Genomic DNA, 19,213 nt, shown 5'->3' with positions numbered 1-19,213 from the left:
ATAAGATAAAAGAGAGGTTTTTATGAATCAAAAGGGAATTGCCGCAGCTGCATTGTCCATACGAAGTTTGTCGATGGATGCCATTCAAAAAGCGAATTCCGGACATCCCGGAATTGCTATGGGAGCTGCCGAGCTTGCAGCCGTCTTATACGGCGAAATAATGAAACACAACCCCGAAAACTCAAAATGGCCCGACAGGGACAGATTTGTTTTATCGGCAGGACACGGTTCCATGCTTTTGTATTCCATATTGCATCTGGCCGGGTACAAGGTGTCGCTGCAGAATATAAAGAATTTCAGGCAGATCGGTTCAAAATGCGCAGGGCATCCGGAATACGGTTTAACCGACGGAGTTGAGTGCACTACGGGGCCGCTGGGGCAGGGAATTTCAATGGCCGTAGGAATGGCTATCGCCGAAACTATGCTGGCCGCCCGCTTTAACACATCCAAACACACTGTAGTCGATCATTATACCTATTCCCTGGTGGGCGAAGGCTGTTTGATGGAAGGCGTTTCGTCCGAAGCTTCAAGCCTTGCGGGGCATTTAAAACTTGGAAAACTCATCGTTTTTTACGACGAAAACCGAATAAGCATTGACGGTTCTACCGACATAACGTTTACCGACGACATCGCCAAACGCTATGAAGCCTACGGCTGGCAGGTTTTAAAAGGCTCGATGTACGATGTTGACGGAATAGTTTCTCTGACGGAACAAGCAAAGAAATGCAAAGATAAGCCGACTTTGATCATGCTTAAATCCGTAATAGGCAAGGGCGCCCCTAAAGAAAATACTGCCGATGTGCACGGTTCTCCGCTCGGCGTACAAGGCGTACTTGAAGCTAAGAAAAAGCTCGGTTTACCTGAAGACAAGCAGTTTTACGTAGTGCCCGAAGCTTATGAGTATTTTAAAAGCAAAAAAGAATCGTTTGCAAAAGCCGAAAAAGATTGGAACGCAGAATTTGAAGCGTGGTCTAAAGAAAACCCGGAACTCAGAAAAACGTGGGACGCCTTTTTTAAAGGCAAAGCTACCGGTAAGGCTTCCTCTCCGGTTTATAAGACGGGCGACAAAGCCGCTACCCGCGATGTTAACGGAAAGGTTTTAAACGCTATGGCAAGCCGTTACATGAATCTTGTAGGCGGATCCGCCGATCTTACAGGATCTAATAAGACAAAGCTTGAAAATTCCGACGGCATATATACTTTTTCAAACAGAAAAGGCCGCTATATCGAATTCGGCATAAGGGAATTTGCGATGTCGGCCGTTTGCTGCGGTATTACCCTGCACGGAGGATTGCGCGCATTCGGAGCGACGTTCCTTGTGTTTGTGGATTATATGCGCGCTTCGCTTCGCCTTGCGGCATTGCAAAAAATAAATCCCATTTACATACTTACGCACGATTCCATCTATGTGGGCGAAGACGGTCCTACGCACCAGCCGATCGAAACCTTTGCCGGCTTAAGGGCTATTCCCAATGTGCAGTTTTTGCGCCCGGGCGATCCTCAGGAAGCCGAGCTTGCGTGGGAGATGGCGATGGAAAGCAAAGATCATCCCGTTTGCATGGCGTTTACGCGGCAGGCCTTAAAGGTTTACGAAAAGGCGGATCCCGATTGGAAGACGACCGCCAGAAAGGGAGCCTACGTAGTGCACGAAGGTTCGGCAAAGCCCGGCATAACTATTTTGGCTACGGGGTCGGAAGTAAATATGGCGCTCGAAGCCGCAAAACTTGTTCCTAACAAAAAAATACGCGTGGTTTCGGTTACGGATTTGAATTTATTCGGAAGACAAGATAAAGAATTTCAGGACAAGATCATCGGCCCCGCAAAGCGCGTGGTTACGGCCGAAGCCGGCATCAGCATGGGCTGGGACAGGTTTGCCACTTCTCATGAGGATATTTTCTGTATAGACCGCTTCGGAGAATCGGGGCCTGCGGAAAAAGTTGCGGAGCATTTGGGCTTTACCGCCGAAAAGCTTGCGGAATTATTGAAAAAATAGTTTTTTGTCGTAATTTGACTCTTTTGAGAGCTGTCCCAAAATTTCACTTTTCGGGCAGCTCGCTTGATCTGGCCGGCGCTCTTAAGGCTTTGTAAAGTTTTAAGGCGCCGGTTTGTTGATTTTCCGCATTTAGCCGGATTTTCGTTTGCCGTAAGTTCCTATGATGCGGACTGCGGCAAACAGCAGGCTCGCCGCCATCATGATAAGGCATAAAATCTGCCCCGTAGACAAATTCATAAGAGACGTGTTCAGATAAATAGGCGCGTTGCTTTCTTTTATTATGCGGTATCCCAAATCCGCATCGGGTTCGCGAAAATATTCTATCACAAAGCGGACGGCTCCGTAGCCGAACGTATAGACGGCCGCCAAGAATCCGTCAAAAACTTTTTTCTTACGCAAAGACCATATAACCGCCCAAAGGACCAAGCCTTCAAAAAAAGCTTCGTAGAGCTGGCTCGGATGACGCGGCAGGTTTACAAGGTTTGACGCCGCCGTAAGATCAATGCCCGCTTTTTGCGCAAAATCCTGTAACCAATCGAGCGATTTTGAAAATCTTTGAGCGTGCGGAAAAACAACTCCCCACGGCATTGTCGTGATGCGCCCGTATAATTCGCCGTTTAAAAAATTGCCCAGCCGTCCGAAAGTGTATCCGGCGGGGATCACGCAGACTGCGGCGTCGGCCCACCTTAGAACCGGCTTTTTTTTTCGGACGCACCAAAATACGGAACCTGAAAGCGCTCCTATAAATCCCCCGTGGTAAGACATTCCCGCCAGTCCCGTAAAATTCCCGTTTTCGGAAAAGGGCCAAAAAATAAGCCACGGCTTAGCCCAATATAATCCGCTCGTGTCGTAGACAAGCGTGGAAAAAACGCGTGCGCCTATTAAAAGAAACAGGATGACGGTAGTGAAAAATGAAAAAACATCTTCTTCGCTTGTCTTGTATTCTTGAGTGTCCAAAAAACCTTCTTTTACCAATCTTTTAAAAAGCGTGTAAGCGACAAAAAACGCAACTATGTACATCAGTCCGTACCAACGTATGAGGCCGAGCACCGGTACTCCTGGAAAAATTTCAGGATGCAGCCATGAGGGGTATGTGATCGAAAGAGGCAAATACATTTTTACACCTTAAAGCCCTGTTCGGCGGCCTTTACAAGTTTTGATTTTAGAAGATTGTTTTCTTTTTTTAACTGAGTCATGTCGAATTGAAGGGTCTTTATCATTTCCGAAAGCTCGCCCGTGGAAAAAGTTCCTCCGCCTATGAGGTCTTGAAGGCTTTCCATCTTTTGCGTGTAATCTTCCTCCGCTTCTTCGCTTATGGCACTGAAGGAATCGTTTTGATCTCCTTCTTCTCCGGAACTTAGGTCGGTGTCAAAACTGACCGCTTCGGACGCTATTATTTTATCCGCAATTCTAAAAATTCCTTGAGAAAGAATGCTCTGCGGTTTGTAAACTATCACCGGCAGCCTTGAAGAAAGCGCCTTGTCCTGATAGGCGTCGCGGTACATCACGCCCAAATATTCTATGTCGAGACCGAGGTACTGCGTGCAGGATCTTCTTATTTTCAGGGCCTTTTCCGTGTCTTTAGGATCATCGATCATATTGATTATAAGGCGCGGGCAGAATTTTTCCATGCGGCGCTTAAGGATGGCTGTGTTTTCCGCGTCTACATTGCCGAGTTCTTCTATCATTTTGGGAATATAGAGCCGCTGCATCGACTGGGAAGTCTTTTTTAATTTATTAAGCCACTTGCGACCTGCAGAGCCGTTTTTAAAAGTAGAATTTATCAGTTTGAATACAGCATTTTTCAAAAAAAGGTATGCGTTTAGAGTTGCCGTAACCGTGGGCGCCGTCACGACGATACCCTGCGGAGAAAGCAAAAACATGTCCAGTATGATTGAATGCGTTCCCGCTCCCAAGTCAAGCACAAGGTAATCGGCCTTTATGTTCAGCAGGTTTGAAATGAGTTTTCGTTTTGTTTCCAGTCCAAGCGATGAAAGCCCCGGAATTTCGCTGTCGCCGGCGATAAAGTTGAGGTTTTCGTAATCAGTGACGGTAATGATGCTGTCAAAATCGCTGCGTTCCGAAATCCACGTGCCGATTCCCGTTTTGGGAGAACTCTGGCCGAGTACAAGGTGAAGATTCGACGCGCCTAGATCCAGATCCGCAAGAACGACTTTCTTGCCGGACTGAGCAAGCGCGATGGCCATGTTCGCCGACAAAAGACTTTTTCCGACGCCGCCTTTTCCGCTTGCAACAGGTATGATTTGCATAAAAGCAGTATAACATAATATCGCTTGCCTTGACAAATCCTTTACGTGACATAAAATAACTTATATGAACAATAAAATTTTAAGACGTTTCGCAGGCGCCGTTTACTTTGTTTTCCTGCTTTTGATATCTTCCCAGTGCTTTACACAATCGGCTCTGGCTTCGGCTTCCGAAATTTCGGATCCGACGGATGAGTATTTAAGGCGGATAAGAAACGCTTTGAAATTTGTAGATCAAAACTATGTGGATGAAATAGATCCGAAAATATTATACGAAGGCGCCATAAAAGGAATGATGAGCGCGCTGGAAGACCCGTATTCGATTTACCTTGACAGCAATTCCGTGCGGGAGCTTGCAGATACCACTGTAGGAAAATTCGGAGGAGTCGGGCTTTCCATAACAAAAATCGTTTCCAATTCGCCTGAAAAACCGGCTTATGTCGAAGTTGTGTCGCCGATTGAAAACACTCCCGGTTCTAAGGCGGGAATCCACGCCGGCGATCTTATCACCGCGATAGACGGACTTTCTACGGTAGATATGACGATGAACGAAGTGCTGCTTCATCTGCGCGGCAAGGTAGGAGATCCCGTAGAAGTTTCGTTTTTGCGCGGCAAAAACATGAATTTCACAAAGACTCTGATAAGAGAGCTTATAGAAGTTCCTACCGTAAAATACGCTATGATAAATTCCTTGGGTTATCTTAAGCTCATCGAATTTACGCCTGAAACCGCAAAGAGAGTTGAAGAAGGTTTGAATGAATTTAAAAAGAATGACTTTAAAGGTCTGATAATAGATCTTAGGAACAATCCCGGGGGGCTTATCACAAGCGCAGTAGATGTTGCGGATAAGTTTATCGATAGCGGCGTAATAGTTTCTACAAAAAGCCGCGTTCCTTATGACACTTACGAATATACGGCGAGCCGCCTGAAGACTTCCATGCCCAAAGACATTCCTATAGTGGTTCTTATCAACAAAGGATCCGCCAGCGCTTCCGAAATTCTTGCAGGCGCGCTAAAAGATTATCATTTGGCCTATCTTGTGGGACAAAACACTTACGGCAAAGGCTCGGTCCAGCAGGTAATACAGCTGGGGTATGTTGACGGCTGCAAGGTTACCGTAGCGCGTTATTATACGCCGAGTGACACGAATATCGACAAGATCGGCATTCCGCCCGACCGCGAAGTTTTGCATCCGGAGCTGACGGAAGAAGAAGAGAAAAACTTTTCCGAAATGATGAAAGAAAACGTTGTGGCAAAGTATGTGGAATCTCATCCGGATATGTCCGAAAAAGACATAGCTTCTTATGCGGATGTTTTGTATAAAAAATATCCGTTTGACATACGTACCATGCGGCGCATTATACGCATGGAAGTTTACCGCACAAAGGGTATGCCCTCATACGATCTTGATTATGACATTCAGCTTAACGAAGCTATAGGTATTTTGGAAAAGGAAAATTTCCGAGAGTTGATGAGGTCTTCAAAAACTTTAAAAGAATTGCAGGAGGCTGCCTCCGAAAAGGGAATAGCCCAAAACACCGGAGAATGAGACAGTTTATAGCTTCCGTTCCTATAGGGCCGAACGGAATTTTACGGATCGAAGGAAAGGATTACCGCTATTTTAAACAGGTTCTGCGTGTAAAAAAAGGAGATCTTGTGTCCGTGCGGCTTACCGACGGCGCTCTTCAGGAAATGAAAGTGTGCGGCGCGGATGAAAATAAAAGATTCATTGAATTGCAGGCGTGCAACGAAGGAAAAAACATTACGCGCGGAATTCAGGCGTCCCTAATTGAAGATTTTCAGGCGGAGTATTGGCTTTTTCAGTTTATTGCGCGGCCGCAAAAAATGGATATAATTATAAGACAGGCTGCGGAGTGCGGCGTAGCGCGCATAATCCCCGTAATCGGCGAATATACGCAAAAAGACGGAACGTTTTTTAACGCTTCGCGGCAAGAAAGAATTTTACGTATAATAAAAGAGGCCCGCCAGCAAAGCGGTTCCCCTGTAAGCACCGTCTTTGAGAATCCGTGCGGTTTGGACGAAGCTGTAAATCTGTGGCGGCAAAGATCCGCCGAAATAAAAAACAGCGCGGCCTTTTTTCTTACGGAACAAGCGCTTGATGCGCTTGGAATGGATGATGCCGTATTGGGTTTTTATGAACGCACGGATAGGCCGTCAATTCAGCGCAGTGCGGAAGGTGAGGATCGGAGGATAAGGCTTGCGGGGCTTGCAGTAGGCTGCGAAGGCGGAATAAGCTCCTCCGAAATGTCTTTTTTGAAAGAGAACGGTTTTATACCGGTTCACTTTCGAACAAATATTTTAAGATGCGAGACGGCTGCCTTATACGGAATTGCAGTCTTGCAAAATTTAGTGACAGGAAAAAACTGATGGCTTTACAGCGGATAGAAATTTTGGGAGTGCCGGTAGACGTTTGCCGTCCGGAAGAAATGGAAGGGCACATACTTGAGCTTTTAGCGAAACCTGGAACAAAACAGATAGTGTTTTTGTCGGTTTGGAATTTATTAAGGGCGCGAGGTCAAAACGATTATGCGGAATGCGTCCGAAATGCGGATCTCGTTCTTCCGGTTTCAAAGAGCATACTGCGCGCTGCGGAATTTCTTAAAAAGCCCGTTCCTGTAAGATATAATCCTTTTACGGCGCTGATAAACATACTTTCCATACTTGAAATTCACTACAAGACATTGTTTTTGCTGGGCGGGTACAAAAAACAGCTTGACGATGCGGAAAACAATGTGCGCTCGACGTTTCCTAAACTTCACATAGTCGGCCGCTGTACAGGAAAATATACCGAAACGTTTGAAAAAGACGTAGTTCAGGCCGTATTTAAAGCTTCCCCGTCCCTTGCCCTCTTGTGCAGCGGCATAAAAGAAAAAGACGTATGGGCCTACCGCCGCAGAAATCAGTTTTCTTCAAGCATATTCTTGTATTACAAAGATGCGATAGGAATATTTTCAAAAAGACTGAAGCGCATAAGCGACGACGCCTTTGATAAAGGTTTTGAGATATTTCATGAAATTTTACATAATCCGTTAAAATTATTTCTTGTTTTTCCCTTTTTATGGTTTACAATACTGCTTGTCTGGTATCGATTGAAGCCGAAAGGGTAGGAGGATTGAAGGGGGGAAGAATATGCTTTCCGCTGTTTTATCCAGTGAAATACATGTTTATACCGCGCGGCCTGAGATTGCGAATTTTTTCAGGAAACCCATTTACGCGGATACGGAAGTACATTTTTATTCGGATCTTCAATTTATAAATGTGCCTTTGCTTTCCGACATTTCCGGCTCGCGCGGCGGCAGGCGGAGAGCCTTATTTATAGACCCCAAAATAGCGGATAAGGCGGTTTTAAATAAAATACAAACTTCGTTTTATCAAGAAGACCGTTTGAAAAAAAATACGCATTTTATAATGCCTCAGGATGAGGTTTTGTCGTTTTTACAGTCTTCGGAAAATTCCGACGCTTCTGTTATTCCGCTTCCCTGCGACGAAGATATTTTTTTACGCACCGGTAAAAAGCTGCCGGAATATGATCCTGCCGAATCCGTAGAACTTTCCGATTTTGAAAATTCCATACTTTCGGAAATTATAGGCGGATCTCCTTTCTTAAAAAAATTGAAATTCCAGCTGGCCCTGGCGGCGCGATCGGATTTGCCGGTCATCTTTTTAGGGGAACCTGGAACGGGAAAAAGCTTTGCCGCTTCGTTTATTCATAGATTATCCAAACGCAGAAGATCGCTTTTTTGCGTGCTTGATATGGGAACTCTGTCTGAAAATTTAGCCGACACCGAATTATTCGGGTCAAGGCACGGCGCCTTTACCGGAGCCGTAGATTCTTCGGGGCTTTTGCTTTTGTCCGACGGAGGAACTCTGTTTTTGGATGAAATAGCCAACACGCCTCTTTCCGTTCAGGTTAAACTTTTAAGATTTTTGGAAACCGGCGCTTTTCGTCCCGTCGGAGCGGTAAAAGAAAATACGGTAGATTCGCGGCTGATTTTTGCGACGAACGCGGATCTGCAGTCGCTCATAGAACAAAAATTATTTCGGGAAGATCTTTACGACAGAATAAACGTTTTCCCGATACGCTTAAGTCCGCTTAGAGATCGCATCGAAGACATAAAGCCTCTCGCTGAAAATTTTTTAAGCAAAAATTCCTGCCGTATTTCCGACGCGGCGCTTTCCATTTTAGAGTCTTACGATTGGCCGGGTAACGTCCGCCAGCTCATGCACTGCCTTTCTCGCGCTATGCTTTTTTGCCGCGATAACCGTATCGATGCGTGCGATATTTTGCTCGATTGATCGCAATGAATATTCACCGATTATCGGCGGATTATTCGTGCGGAGAGTTCAATTACTCGGTGCTGCTTGAACCCTCGCTGCAAATCTGCGGCGAGGCTGCCGATTTATTTTTAGATACCAGCCCTGCTATTTTGCCGAAGGTTTTTTCAATGTATTGAATTTCACCTTCCGAAACCGCCGCCCGTGAAAGCAGGTTTTGCCAAAAACTTTCCATGTCGCTGCGCCCGGCAATGCGGAAAAATCCTATTTTTTTAAGATCGTCGGTAATGGATTTTACCGTTTTGTCTATTTCGCCGAGCGTTAAAGGCGTGTATCCATGTTCGCCCTTGTTTTTTTCACGAAAAAGATGGTAGCACATTATCTGGACTGCGTGGGATAGGTTCAGGGATGGGAAGCCTTTCGAAGAAGGTATTGTTACCCCTATCGTGCACTCTTGAAGTTCAGAATCTGTAAGCCCCGTTCTTTCATTTCCGAACACTATGGCGATATTTCCCGCGCCGCTTTCGGAGCCTGAGGTTATTTCGGCTGCGAGCGAAGAAAATTCTTCCGGAAACAAAAGCTTACCTTTTCGTTTTTTTCCGCGCCTGCGTGTCGTGCCGGCGGAGGCTGTACAGTCCGCCGTAGCTTCGGTTATGGAATTAAAAAACTGTGCCGAATCCCAGATAGGAGAGGCATGTATGGCCAAGACTCTTATGTGAGAATCGTCATAGTCTTCTTTTTTTCCTACGATCCGTAAGGTGCTTATGTCGTTGTTTGCCATTGCGCGGCACACGGCTCCGATATTTCTGCTTTCTTCAGGATGAGACAAAACTATGCGGATCTTGTTTAGATTCATAATTAAATATACATATTTTATTTTATTTACGCTATAATTTAGCGCATGGGTGTTTTTTCGGGGAAAAGAGCTTTTGTCATAGGCGGTTCCGGCGGCATAGGCCGCGCGTTGTCCAAAAAACTTGCGCGCTCCGGTGCGGATCTTTTCGTTCACGGCGGGCATGATTCAAAAGCGTTCGATTCGCTGATCCAGGAACTTAAATCCGCCCCCTTGGATAAAAATTCCGCGGACATGCAGAGGTGTGAAAATCCTGTAAACATAGAAAAAATAGTGTACAAAATTGAAAATTTCAGCGATTTAGCCGTGTCGCCGCTGAATTCGATATTGAAAAAGTCCGACATAGTGTGCGTTTGCTTCGGCCCTTTTATTCAAAAGCCGCTTACGGAAACAACCCTTGAAGATTGGAAGAACGCGGCTCTGCTTGACTACGCCCTTCCCGGCTACTGCGTGAGCACGGCTTTGCCCGGCATGATCCTAAAAGGATGGGGGCGTTTTCTTTTTTTCGGAGGAACTCGGACTTACAACATAAACGGCTACAAGACCAACGCTGCCTACGGCGGCGCAAAGACGGGAGTAGGCTCTCTTGTCCGTTCCGTCGCTCACGAATACGCGTCAAACGGCATAACCTGCAACGCCGTTCTTCCCGGCTTTACCGACACGGAATATGTTTCGGAAGCTGAGAAACTCTTAATTTCAAATAAACTTCCCTGCAAAAAATTCATTTCCGCAGATTCCGTAGCAAGGGGAGGAATGTTTTTGCTTGAATCGCCTGAAATAAACGGGGCGCTTTTAAACATAGATTTCGGCTGGGACGGAAAATTATAATCGGTTCTGCGGATTAGCGCTTTGCGGGACGGCCGCATTTCTAGGACTCTCGGCGGGCAGCGCCTTGAGCGGCAACGGCGTTTTTGGCGGTCGCCGTCTCGGATGATTAGCGGTGTTTTTTATGCGGTTTATCATAATTTATCGCATGATTTTTGTTACGAATCGGGAAGAACATTGTTTTAGGCATAAGTAGGCTTGAGTCCGCAGCGTGCCGAATTGACCGTATATAAATAGTAAAATTTGACATATTGGTGTTTTTTAGTGTATTATGAATGGATAATTTTACGCACGAACCGTGAGCTCCTATATACCATGTTTTAAAGTTAAGACTTTACTGCAATTTAGTGCATCAAAGTTTTGTTTTTGTTCATAATTATGATAGAATGTTTAGAGTAAGAGGTTTATTAAGTTAGCATGATAAATAATAATCTTGTGCCTGGCTTTGACGACGAAAAAGACGACAGTATTAAGATTACTCTGGAACGTATCGCAGAAGTTCCGAACTGTTTAAGCGTGCATTTGAACGGCTATATCGATACGTACAATTCCAGCTTTTTTCAAAAACGTATTGCCAAAGTAGTGGAAGCGGGATATATAAATTTAATCTTTAATTGCAGCGCGTTGAACTATGTGTCTTCGACAGGTATCGGTTCTTTTACTGCGTTTTTAAAATTAGTTAAATCGAAAGGCGGGGATATCGTTCTTCTTGAAATTCAGCCAAAGGTGTTTGAAGTTTTTCAGCTGTTGGGTTTTTCTCAATTTTTTAACATAAAAAATACTTATGCGGATTCTATAGATCTTTTTAAATCCGGCAGGCCTGAAGTCAATACGGTTTTTCCCGTTATTTTTTCCTGTCCCGTGTGTTCAAAGAGGCTTAAGGCTACCCGCTCCGGACGTTTCCGCTGTTCCGAATGTAAGTCTATTTTAACCGTCGACGCGCAGGGACAATGTTCCTTAGGGTAAAAACGTCACTTTTTTAGTGTTTTGCGCCGGTGCGACGCAAGAATCCTGTTTCATAGTGCAAAATCTGTGGATAAGTCCTTCTTCTTAAAGCATTGGAAGGATTTATCTTTTTTTATCGGTGGAAATTTTAGAGTTTTTTGACTCTATTACGTTTTTGCATCGCTTATTCCTTGTATTATAAAGACTTGCGCTTGCAGAGCGTATTTCTATATATTGTAATAACTTATTGTTATTTTCTTTACAGTGTTTTCGGCGTGTGGATAAATTGTGGAAATCCGCTTTGATTTTTGTTGAAAATCACGTTTGTCCGCGAAGTTTCAGCATGCCGTGGTTTTCATAGTTCCCTGTTGTTTTTACCGTATTTTCATGATATTCTGAATAAAATGAAACAGGCGCTTGGACTTTTGGCGATTTTTCCGATATTTTGCATTACAGGAACTTTTGCAGGGGCCGTTTTATACATATTGTACATACAATGCGTCTCGTACATAGCCGGACTTCCTATGGAAACCGTCTCTTTTGCAATGTGCGCTGCAGGCGTCATAAAAGCCGTTCCTTCGGTTTTGCTGTTTTCGCCTTTATTTTTAGCGTTGAATCTTATCCGCCATCCCAAGCGGTTTTTGGCGGTTATTACGTTTTATTTGATAGAAGCCATTGCACTGTTCTTTTTATTCCCGTTAAGCCTAAAATCTCCTTTGTATTTTAAAACATCGACCGCCGTCGCCGATCATGATGCGGCCTCAGAGCGCGATGCCGGCGCCGGGTGCGGTACGGGCGCAGAGCATGATATTGGCGCCAAGCGCACGGTTACGAGCGGTTTTTTTAGAAAAAACGGGCAATACTTGTATTATTATTCTGCAGTGCGCTCGGACGGTTCGGCGTCGGGCGTAAAATTTAAACTGGAAGATGTAAGCGCCTCTGAAAGCCGAAACCCCAAACTCATAGACGGCGCTTTGTCGATTTCTGCCGCTGTTCCTGAAACGGCTTCAGCTGCCGGGATAAGGCCTTCCGCTTTTGAATTTTCCGACGTACTTGCGGAAGAAATTCTTAAGCCTCCTTTTACTGTAAAAACTATAACCTGCCTGTTTTTTTTACCGGCCTTGATCACGTCGAATTCAGGGGCGGAATTTGACGTGATCATCATGTTTTCGATGTGTTTTGCTTTGATTGCGGTGTGCGCCGTAAAGCATATGAGCCAATGGAGACTGATAAACGTCTTTTTGGTAATAGCTTTGACAATGGCCGTTTTGTTCGCCAATACCGGATATTACTGCAAAAATGAAATTTTCATGTCTGTGAGCAAAAAGGCGGAAGAGCTTTTGCCCTTATCGGACATTCCTTTTATTGCGGTACTGAACACGGCCGTTGGATTTTTATCTTTGGTTTTTTCCTTGCTTTTTATGATCGTCCGTAAAAGAAGGCTGAAATGAAGCTGAAAAAACCGTTTATCGTTTCTTTTTTTATACTGTTCGGCGCCGGCTGCTTTATATGGAGTTTTTTATACGGAAATCTTCCTGCAATTTTTCCGCACAGCATAGTTCGCTTTCGGATCTTGCGCGCATTGGCGGTGTTTTTTAAAGGACTTCCCGCCGTCATGTGTACGGCGTTTTTGTTTGAATTTTCACTTGAGTTCGGCCGCGATCCTTCGGGGAGCACAAAAAGATTTTCTTCCGGAATGCTGGAGCGCTACCGCCTTGTGATAATCGTATCCTTAATCCTTTCTTTAGTGCTTACGCTCTGCGTGCAGGTTTTTTTGCCTGCGGTAAATAAGAATCTTTCATATATTGAAAGACAGCCCGAACTGCGCAGATTATATGTGGAAATGAGCGAGCAAAGCAAAGAGCAGGGAAACAATGAAGCCGCTTACATGTATATGCTTCAGGCTTCGGAAATCGATCCGCACAATGAAAGAATTGAAGATTCTCTGCGACAACTTAAAATCGCTTCCGAATATAAAAAAGAAGAGCCTAAGATCGAAGCGCCTTTGCCTGAACCTGAGAAAGACGAAGCGCCCGCCGGTTTTGATGAAATGCTTGACAAAGCAAAAAAAGCTTTTAAAAACGAAGACTGGCTTTACGCTCATTATTGCGCAAGGACGGCTGTAAATTTGGCGGCTCCGGGAGAATTAAATCTTGACGAGGCGGAACGTCTTTCCGTAGCGGCGTGGAAAAAATTGTCGGAAGTGTCCGCTTCGGGCAATACGGAAACTCAAAAACTCTTTGAGCGCAAAATGGAAGGATACAACGCTTTTATCAGGGGCGACTATCTTGATTCGTATTATATTTTTAACGAACTGAATTTACAAAATCGCAAAGCCGATCCGGACGTAAAGCGTTACTTTGCGTTATCTGAAAAGAACCTCAAAGACCGGTATTTTTTTAACGATGAATATAAGGATCTTCAAAAATATGAAACCGTTTCGGATCTGTATTTTACAATAAAAAAAAGCGACGGATCGTCCGAAGTTTATTTTATCCGCGGAATCACGAATATCGGACGGCAGGGCAATTTAGTGCGTTTTCTCCGCGATTTTACCGTTACGTATTTTGATAAAGACGGCTTTTTCACTAAAAGCCTGTCCGTTCCGTATGCAAAAATGTTTTCGGTTTCTTCTTCTCTGTTTCCTGAGTTAGGCGGCGATGAAAAATTCGTTCCGTATATTTTATTGGATTCCATCAACAGGCTCTATTATGCGGGAATAGAAAGACCTGAATACAGGTATGCAAAGGCGAATGCCGTGCAGAAAGAAAATAATTATTTAATCCTTGACATGCCTTATGAAGATTTTGAAATATTGTCGTACGCGCCGAGCGGCGCTGAAAATATGGATCTGTTTTCGCTTTTTGAATTTGTTTTTGTAGCGTCCAAGTACGGTTATCCAAGCGAAGCCTACGCCGCCGTCTTGCAGGAAAGACTTTTGTATCCTTTTTCGCTGCTTCTGTTTTTTTTATTTTTTGCGCTTATGTCGTGGAATTACCGAATCGAAGAAGACGTTTTGTTTAAATTCAGGTGGATTTTTACGATACCGTTTTTTATTCTATTTGTGCATGTTTTTTTGCGGGCGGCGTTCTACATAGTGCGACTCATAAATTTTACGGCGGCCTATGCGGTGGAACTTAAATGGACGCTGGCTTTTTCAAGCGCTGTAGACCTTATCGCCTTTATATTCCTCTCGGTTTTATTTTTAGCTAGGAAAAAATGATTCCATGGAAAATTCTTTAAAAAAAGCCGTAAGGAATTTTTTTTACCGGCATGCAGGATTTTTTATCTGTACGGCTGTAGGCTGCTTTGCCGGTTTATGGGGCGTTTTATGCGGCCTAGTGACGGGAGCGGTCTTCGACCGAATTTTGATCGGATTTTTGGAAGAAAGGCGGCTGCGAAAGATCTTGGACGACGGCCGCTTTGTCGGCGTTTTAAATGAATCTTTCCCCGGCGCGTTTTACGCCGCCGCTCTGACCGTTTTTTGCCTGCACGATATGGAAAATTCCGTTTATCAGCTGAAATCCGTCTTCGGCAAAAAGGAAGACTGGCACGTTTTTTGCCGCGCAGCCTATACCGCCAAAGAATTAAACGGCGATCTGCTTGTAGAATGTCTTGCCGCTTCCGTAAAAAAATCCGAAGGAAATGGAGCGGGAAATAAAAAAGATTTTGCCGCTGCGCACGGACACACATGGCAGGACGCAGGACACAACGGCGCGCGCGTTTCCCCTGTGAACGACATATTCAGACTTTTAAGCGCGGCGGAATTTTTGTGGGATGAAAAACTTCGCGGCGAAAAGCCTTCGCATTATCTTGCGGAACTTTTAAATTACACGTATGTTAGCGATGAAATCGCCGCAGCTTACCGCGTTCTGGGTCTTGATCCGGGGGCGGACATAAAAAAAGTACGATCGGCGCACCGCAGGCTGGCGGCAAAATTTCATCCGGATTCCGCCGGAGCGGATATTGCAGACAAAACCGCCGCCGAATATCATAAGGCAAATTCTTCCGATGGAATTTCGTCCGGAATTTCTTCGTTTATGAGGATTCAGGCGGCTTATGAAACTATTTTACATCAATCTTTTTGATGTGCGCTCCGAGTTTTTGAAGGCGCTCGACCAGGTTTTCATATCCGCGCTCTATTTGATAAACATTGCTTATGACGCTTTCACCGCGCGCAATCATCGCGGCGATTACCATTGCCATTCCTGCGCGTACGTCGGGAGAAACCAAATGATCCTTGTGCAACGTTGACGGCCCTGATACGACGGCGCGGTGCGGATCGCATAAGGTGATCCTCGCACCCATGCTTATAAGTTTATCCACAAAAAACATGCGCGACTCGAACATCTTTTCAAAAATAAGGACTGTGCCTTCTACCTGCGTCGCAACAACCGTCATAATGCTTGTAAGATCGGGGGGAAAGCCCGGCCACGGCGCGTCGTCAATCTTGGGAATCATTCCTCCGAGATCCGTATTTATTTTCATTTCCTGATTGAGAGGAACTTCAAGAGTTGTTTCCTGTAAATTCCAGCGGATCCCGAGTTTGCCGAAGGCGATGCGTATCGGGCGCAAGTCGGGAGGATTCACTCCTGTGATCTTTATGGTACCTCTTGTTGCGGCGGCCATTCCTATAAACGATCCTATTTCCATAAAATCAGGCCCTATTTTAAAATCGCAGCCGTGAAGCTCCTTTACTCCCGAGATCGTAAGTATATTGCTGCCCGTTCCGCTTATCTTTGCTCCCATGAGGTTTAGCATTGTGCACAGATCCTGCACGTGCGGCTCGCTTGCAGCGTTTGTGATCTTTGTTGTGCCTTCGGCGAGTACGGCCGCCATAACGGCGTTTTCTGTAGCTGTGACGGAAGTTTCGTCCAAAAATATATCCGCTCCGGCCAATTTATTTGCGGAAAACTCAAACGCCCCTTCGACGCTCACGTTGGCGCCCAATTCGGTCAGAGCCAAAAAATGAGTGTCCAAGCGTCTTCTGCCTATGACGTCTCCGCCGGGAGGAGGCAGAACAACTTTACCTGTGCGTGCAAGAAGCGGGCCTGCAAAGAGTATTGAGGCGCGTATTTTCTTTGAAAGCTCATGGGGTATTGAGTTCGATACGATTTTTTTTGCGCATATTTTCCAAGTGTTTTCGGCAATGCGCTCCACGTCCGCTCCCAAGGCTTTAAGAATTTCAAGCATGACGGCTGTATCTTCGATTTTAGGAATGTTTCTGAGGACAACAGTGTCTTCGGTTAAAAGCGACGCCGCAATGCACGGTAAGGCAGCATTCTTATTCCCGCTCGCTTGTATGGATCCTTGGACGGGGAATCCGCCTTCAATGTGATATTCGTACATCAGTTTTCTCCGATTATCGAAGCAAGATGGATGAGAACTTCCGCCGCCGCCGTCATCTGCGAAAGAGACGCCCATTCGTTTCTTGAATGATAGTTATGCCCGCCGGTAAAGATGTTCGGCGTAGGGATCCCCATTTCGGTGAGCCTTGAACCGTCAGTTCCGCCGCGTATCGGCTTTTTTACGGGACTTATTCCCGCTTTTTCATACGCCTTGTAAAGATCGGCCATGACTTCAGGATGCTCGTCGAGTTTTTTCTTCATGTTAAGGTACTGCTTGGTATGTACTGTTTCGGCTTTTCCGCCGAATGCTGCCGCCGTAATATTTGCCAAATCAGTTACGAAATTTTTGCGGCGTTCTATTCCTTCGTCGGTAAAATCGCGCAGTAAAAGCAAAACATAGGAACGCTCTACCGAAGACGTTATTTCAAGCGGAGCGTAAAATCCTTGAAAAGAATCCGTGGTTTCGGGCGCTTCATGGCGCGGCAGCGATGCGACGAAATTTGCCGCCATAGTAACGGCGTTTACAAGGCCGCCTTCGCGCGCCGTTCCCGTGTGGACTGAGTGACCGGTAAAGGTGACGTCGCTTTTGTAGGCCGTAAAGCACTCGTCTTCTATTTCGCCTATGTGCCCGCCGTCCACCGTATAAGCGCGTTTTGAGGAAAGCAGTTTTAGAGGAACGTTATCCATGCCGTGCCCTGTCTCTTCGTCGGGAGAAAATAAAACCTCGATCTTTCCGTGCTTTATATCTTTATTTTTTGCAAGAAAAGAAAGAGCGGTCATGATTTCCGCTATACCGGCCTTGTCGTCGGCGCCGAGCAGAGTTGTTCCGTCCGTAGTGATTACGGTATCTTTTTCTTTTGCGGCAAGCGCCAGCGCCTTGTCGGTTGCAGGATCAAGCGTGATATTGCATTTTAATTTGACGGGAGTTCCGTCGTAACCGGTTATTATGTTGGGTTTTACATTTTCACCTGAAACGTCTCCTGCGGTGTCCATGTGCGCCATAAGACAAAACGCCTGCAAACGGTTCGAGCCCTCGGATGCCGGCAAAAAACCGTATACGTAGCAGTGCTCCGTTATTTGTACGCTTTGCAGGCCGATTTCTTTCATTTCTTCGGCGAGCAGCTTTGCCAGATCGCGCTGTCTTTCGGTTGAAGGCTGAATGTCGCTGTCGGCGGCTTTTACGTCGCTTGTAGTATGTATTTTTACATATTTGATAAACCGCTCAAGCAGTTTTTTTTTGTCGTCTTCGCTTAATAGTTTCATAATCACTGACAGGATAAGGCATTGTCGCATAAAAAGCAACGGAGCGCGCGGGCGGTGCATCGGACGCCGGGTTTTATGTGAGTAAATACGCGGAGCGCGCGGACGGCATTAGTCGGACGCAGGGTTTTACGCGGCAAGTGATATTGCATGCCCGTGTGCAGCCGCGCCGTACGAAAACTATAAAATGTAAAAATTGAAATTAAACTTATTTATCAAGCAGTTTTGTCAGCACCGTGTCTTTTTGCCGCCAGTTTTTATCCACCTTTACCTGAAGGTCCAAATCGATGCGGTAATCGAAAATTTTTCGCAGAGCTTTTATGGATTCTATGCGGATCGTTTTTATCATGGAAGCGCCTTTGCCTATGACAATTCCTTTTTGGCTTTCGCGTTCCACACATAAAAACGCCCTCACCCAAAGTTCCCTTCCTTCTTTCCGCATTTCCATGTCGGCAATGTTTACGTAGATGGAATGGGGAATTTCTTCTTCAAGGCGGTTTATAGCCTGCCCACGGATCACTTCCGAAATGCGGAATCCCACTTCCTGATCGGTATAAAATTCTTTCGGATAAAGGGCCGGCGCATTCGGCGCAAGGGAATAAAGCGATTTTAACACGTCGTCGATTCCCGTGTCTTTTTTTGCCGAAATTTCAAATATTTTTGAAGCGGGAATTTGAGGAAGATTTTCGGATAAAAACGCTCGTATGACGGCCGGCCGCGCCTTTGGATCGTCGGTCTTATTTACTGCGACGACGGTTTTTTGTGCATGCGGCCTTACAAGCTCCGACGTAAGATGCTCTTCGCTCCCGCACGGGCGCGTAGCGTCTATTATGTAAAGAATGCATTCGGCTTCTTTAAGCTGCTCTTCCGTCGTGTTTTTAAGTTTTAAGTTGAGTTTTTTTTCGGATTCGTGGTAGCCGGGCGTGTCGATAAACACAAGCTGTCCAAGCGATGTGTTCACTATGCCGCGGATAGCGTTTCGCGTTGTTTGCGGTACGGGCGAAACTATGGAAACGGCCGCTCCGCATGCCGTATTTAAAAACGTGGATTTGCCCGAGCTCGGCCGCCCTATAATCGCTACGACGGCTGTTTTATGCTCCTCGTTCGGCTGTAAAGGGCAAGGTTCCTGAGATACGGTATCGGGATTTTTTTTCATGATAAAAAGTATACAGAAAAGGCGCAGATTTGTCAGCGGTGTGTGGATGAGTTGAGCCGACGAGCTTCTCGAACGGCAAGGCGCCTAGTTAAATGCGATGAGGAGACTCACCGCATGTGTCCCCGCACGGCACGACGGTCTGAGCGCGCGCGGTTATGCACTGTCCTGAGCCCACATTGAGACGCAGCGGACTTTTTGTTGAGTGCGGAATTTTAGGGAAATTGAGCGGCGAACGGCAGTGTGCGGTTCTGCGCGGCGCTATATCAAGCC

Annotated in this window: 16 protein-coding genes; 10 read left to right on the top strand and 6 right to left on the bottom strand. The window is 45.7% G+C overall.

Annotated features, from left to right (window positions below; translation table 11 throughout):
- Positions 1-22: 22 nt before the first annotated feature.
- Complete coding sequence (gene tkt / locus HRI96_RS09945) at positions 23-1,993, top strand: transketolase (RefSeq protein ID WP_210117205.1); 1,971 nt, start codon at positions 23-25, stop codon at positions 1,991-1,993.
- A gap of 129 nt (positions 1,994-2,122) precedes the next feature.
- On the opposite strand, the gene lgt is transcribed toward tkt, so the two are convergent.
- The gene (lgt, locus tag HRI96_RS09940; protein ID WP_210117204.1) at positions 2,123-3,109 is read right to left on the bottom strand and encodes a prolipoprotein diacylglyceryl transferase; all 987 of its coding nucleotides are present in this window, start codon (positions 3,107-3,109) and stop codon (positions 2,123-2,125) included.
- Between the two features lie 2 nt (positions 3,110-3,111).
- Positions 3,112-4,263 (bottom strand): nucleotide-binding protein, encoded by a 1,152-nt coding sequence (locus tag HRI96_RS09935; protein WP_210117203.1) that lies wholly within the window; start codon positions 4,261-4,263, stop codon positions 3,112-3,114.
- A 64-nt stretch (positions 4,264-4,327) separates the two neighbouring features.
- On the opposite strand from HRI96_RS09935, the gene HRI96_RS09930 reads away from it, so the two are divergent.
- Genes HRI96_RS09930 through HRI96_RS09915 form a run of 4 tightly spaced genes read left to right on the top strand, consistent with a single transcriptional unit; the run spans position 4,328 to position 8,577 of the window.
- The gene (locus HRI96_RS09930; RefSeq protein WP_210117202.1) at positions 4,328-5,809 is read left to right on the top strand and encodes a S41 family peptidase; all 1,482 of its coding nucleotides are present in this window, start codon (positions 4,328-4,330) and stop codon (positions 5,807-5,809) included.
- On the top strand, positions 5,806-6,648 hold the full coding sequence (locus HRI96_RS09925; RefSeq protein ID WP_210117201.1) for an RsmE family RNA methyltransferase: 843 nt from the start codon (positions 5,806-5,808) through the stop codon (positions 6,646-6,648). Before HRI96_RS09930 ends, HRI96_RS09925 begins: the two co-directional genes overlap by 4 nt.
- On the top strand, positions 6,648-7,388 hold the full coding sequence (locus tag HRI96_RS09920; RefSeq protein WP_210117200.1) for a WecB/TagA/CpsF family glycosyltransferase: 741 nt from the start codon (positions 6,648-6,650) through the stop codon (positions 7,386-7,388). Before HRI96_RS09925 ends, HRI96_RS09920 begins: the two co-directional genes overlap by 1 nt.
- Before the next feature lie 22 nt (positions 7,389-7,410).
- The gene (locus HRI96_RS09915; RefSeq protein ID WP_210117199.1) at positions 7,411-8,577 is read left to right on the top strand and encodes a sigma 54-interacting transcriptional regulator; all 1,167 of its coding nucleotides are present in this window, start codon (positions 7,411-7,413) and stop codon (positions 8,575-8,577) included.
- A 52-nt stretch (positions 8,578-8,629) separates the two neighbouring features.
- Here the strand turns inward: HRI96_RS09915 and HRI96_RS09910 are convergent, their stop codons facing one another.
- A complete protein-coding gene (locus tag HRI96_RS09910) occupies positions 8,630-9,412 on the bottom strand; it encodes an RNA methyltransferase (protein WP_210117198.1) in 783 nt (260 codons plus the stop codon).
- 45 nt (positions 9,413-9,457) lie between these two features.
- Between HRI96_RS09910 and HRI96_RS09905 the strand changes: the two genes are divergently transcribed.
- From HRI96_RS09905 to HRI96_RS09885, 5 genes are all read left to right on the top strand, one after another.
- On the top strand, positions 9,458-10,237 hold the full coding sequence (locus HRI96_RS09905) for an SDR family NAD(P)-dependent oxidoreductase (protein ID WP_210117197.1): 780 nt from the start codon (positions 9,458-9,460) through the stop codon (positions 10,235-10,237).
- A 414-nt stretch (positions 10,238-10,651) separates the two neighbouring features.
- Complete coding sequence (locus HRI96_RS09900; protein ID WP_210117196.1) at positions 10,652-11,200, top strand: STAS domain-containing protein; 549 nt, start codon at positions 10,652-10,654, stop codon at positions 11,198-11,200.
- A 383-nt stretch (positions 11,201-11,583) separates the two neighbouring features.
- Complete coding sequence (locus HRI96_RS09895; protein ID WP_210117195.1) at positions 11,584-12,630, top strand: hypothetical protein; 1,047 nt, start codon at positions 11,584-11,586, stop codon at positions 12,628-12,630.
- Positions 12,627-14,402, top strand: a complete 1,776-nt coding sequence (locus tag HRI96_RS09890) for an energy-coupling factor transporter transmembrane component T family protein (protein ID WP_210117194.1) — start codon at positions 12,627-12,629, stop codon at positions 14,400-14,402. The genes HRI96_RS09895 and HRI96_RS09890 overlap by 4 nt, the downstream gene beginning before the upstream one ends.
- 4 nt (positions 14,403-14,406) lie before the next feature.
- Positions 14,407-15,267, top strand: coding sequence for a J domain-containing protein (locus HRI96_RS09885; RefSeq protein WP_210117193.1), 861 nt, complete (start codon positions 14,407-14,409; stop codon positions 15,265-15,267).
- Here HRI96_RS09885 and murA read toward each other — a convergent pair.
- The 3 genes from murA to era form a co-directional block, all read right to left on the bottom strand.
- Positions 15,245-16,528, bottom strand: a complete 1,284-nt coding sequence (gene murA, locus HRI96_RS09880; protein WP_210117192.1) for a UDP-N-acetylglucosamine 1-carboxyvinyltransferase — start codon at positions 16,526-16,528, stop codon at positions 15,245-15,247. The two genes, HRI96_RS09885 and murA, sit on opposite strands and share 23 nt — an antisense overlap.
- Entirely contained in the window at positions 16,528-17,790 is a 1,263-nt protein-coding gene (gene pepT / locus HRI96_RS09875; protein ID WP_210117191.1) for a peptidase T, read from the bottom strand. Before pepT ends, murA begins: the two co-directional genes overlap by 1 nt.
- 205 nt (positions 17,791-17,995) lie before the next feature.
- Entirely contained in the window at positions 17,996-18,943 is a 948-nt protein-coding gene (gene era, locus HRI96_RS09870) for a GTPase Era (RefSeq protein ID WP_210117190.1), read from the bottom strand.
- Positions 18,944-19,213 lie beyond the last annotated feature (270 nt).

Origin of the sequence: Treponema parvum, from assembly GCF_017893945.1 — a bacterium.
In the GTDB taxonomy this organism is placed as follows: Bacteria; Spirochaetota; Spirochaetia; order Treponematales; family Treponemataceae; genus Treponema_D; species Treponema_D parvum_A.
Note: the sequence above shows the minus strand (reverse complement) of the source record. Positions and strands in the feature narration are given on the sequence as shown.

What these genes read in the sequence shown, in the direction of transcription:
- tkt (WP_210117205.1), top strand. Translation starts at nt 23, where the DNA reads ATGAATCAAAAGGGAATTGCCGCAGCTGCATTGTCCATACGAAGTTTG.
- lgt (WP_210117204.1), bottom strand. Translation starts at nt 3,109, where the DNA reads ATGTATTTGCCTCTTTCGATCACATACCCCTCATGGCTGCATCCTGAA.
- HRI96_RS09935 (WP_210117203.1), bottom strand. Translation starts at nt 4,263, where the DNA reads ATGCAAATCATACCTGTTGCAAGCGGAAAAGGCGGCGTCGGAAAAAGT.
- HRI96_RS09930 (WP_210117202.1), top strand. Translation starts at nt 4,328, where the DNA reads ATGAACAATAAAATTTTAAGACGTTTCGCAGGCGCCGTTTACTTTGTT.
- HRI96_RS09925 (WP_210117201.1), top strand. Translation starts at nt 5,806, where the DNA reads ATGAGACAGTTTATAGCTTCCGTTCCTATAGGGCCGAACGGAATTTTA.
- HRI96_RS09920 (WP_210117200.1), top strand. Translation starts at nt 6,648, where the DNA reads ATGGCTTTACAGCGGATAGAAATTTTGGGAGTGCCGGTAGACGTTTGC.
- HRI96_RS09915 (WP_210117199.1), top strand. Translation starts at nt 7,411, where the DNA reads ATGCTTTCCGCTGTTTTATCCAGTGAAATACATGTTTATACCGCGCGG.
- HRI96_RS09910 (WP_210117198.1), bottom strand. Translation starts at nt 9,412, where the DNA reads ATGAATCTAAACAAGATCCGCATAGTTTTGTCTCATCCTGAAGAAAGC.
- HRI96_RS09905 (WP_210117197.1), top strand. Translation starts at nt 9,458, where the DNA reads ATGGGTGTTTTTTCGGGGAAAAGAGCTTTTGTCATAGGCGGTTCCGGC.
- HRI96_RS09900 (WP_210117196.1), top strand. Translation starts at nt 10,652, where the DNA reads ATGATAAATAATAATCTTGTGCCTGGCTTTGACGACGAAAAAGACGAC.
- HRI96_RS09895 (WP_210117195.1), top strand. Translation starts at nt 11,584, where the DNA reads ATGAAACAGGCGCTTGGACTTTTGGCGATTTTTCCGATATTTTGCATT.
- HRI96_RS09890 (WP_210117194.1), top strand. Translation starts at nt 12,627, where the DNA reads ATGAAGCTGAAAAAACCGTTTATCGTTTCTTTTTTTATACTGTTCGGC.
- HRI96_RS09885 (WP_210117193.1), top strand. Translation starts at nt 14,407, where the DNA reads ATGGAAAATTCTTTAAAAAAAGCCGTAAGGAATTTTTTTTACCGGCAT.
- murA (WP_210117192.1), bottom strand. Translation starts at nt 16,528, where the DNA reads ATGTACGAATATCACATTGAAGGCGGATTCCCCGTCCAAGGATCCATA.
- pepT (WP_210117191.1), bottom strand. Translation starts at nt 17,790, where the DNA reads ATGAAACTATTAAGCGAAGACGACAAAAAAAAACTGCTTGAGCGGTTT.
- era (WP_210117190.1), bottom strand. Translation starts at nt 18,943, where the DNA reads ATGAAAAAAAATCCCGATACCGTATCTCAGGAACCTTGCCCTTTACAG.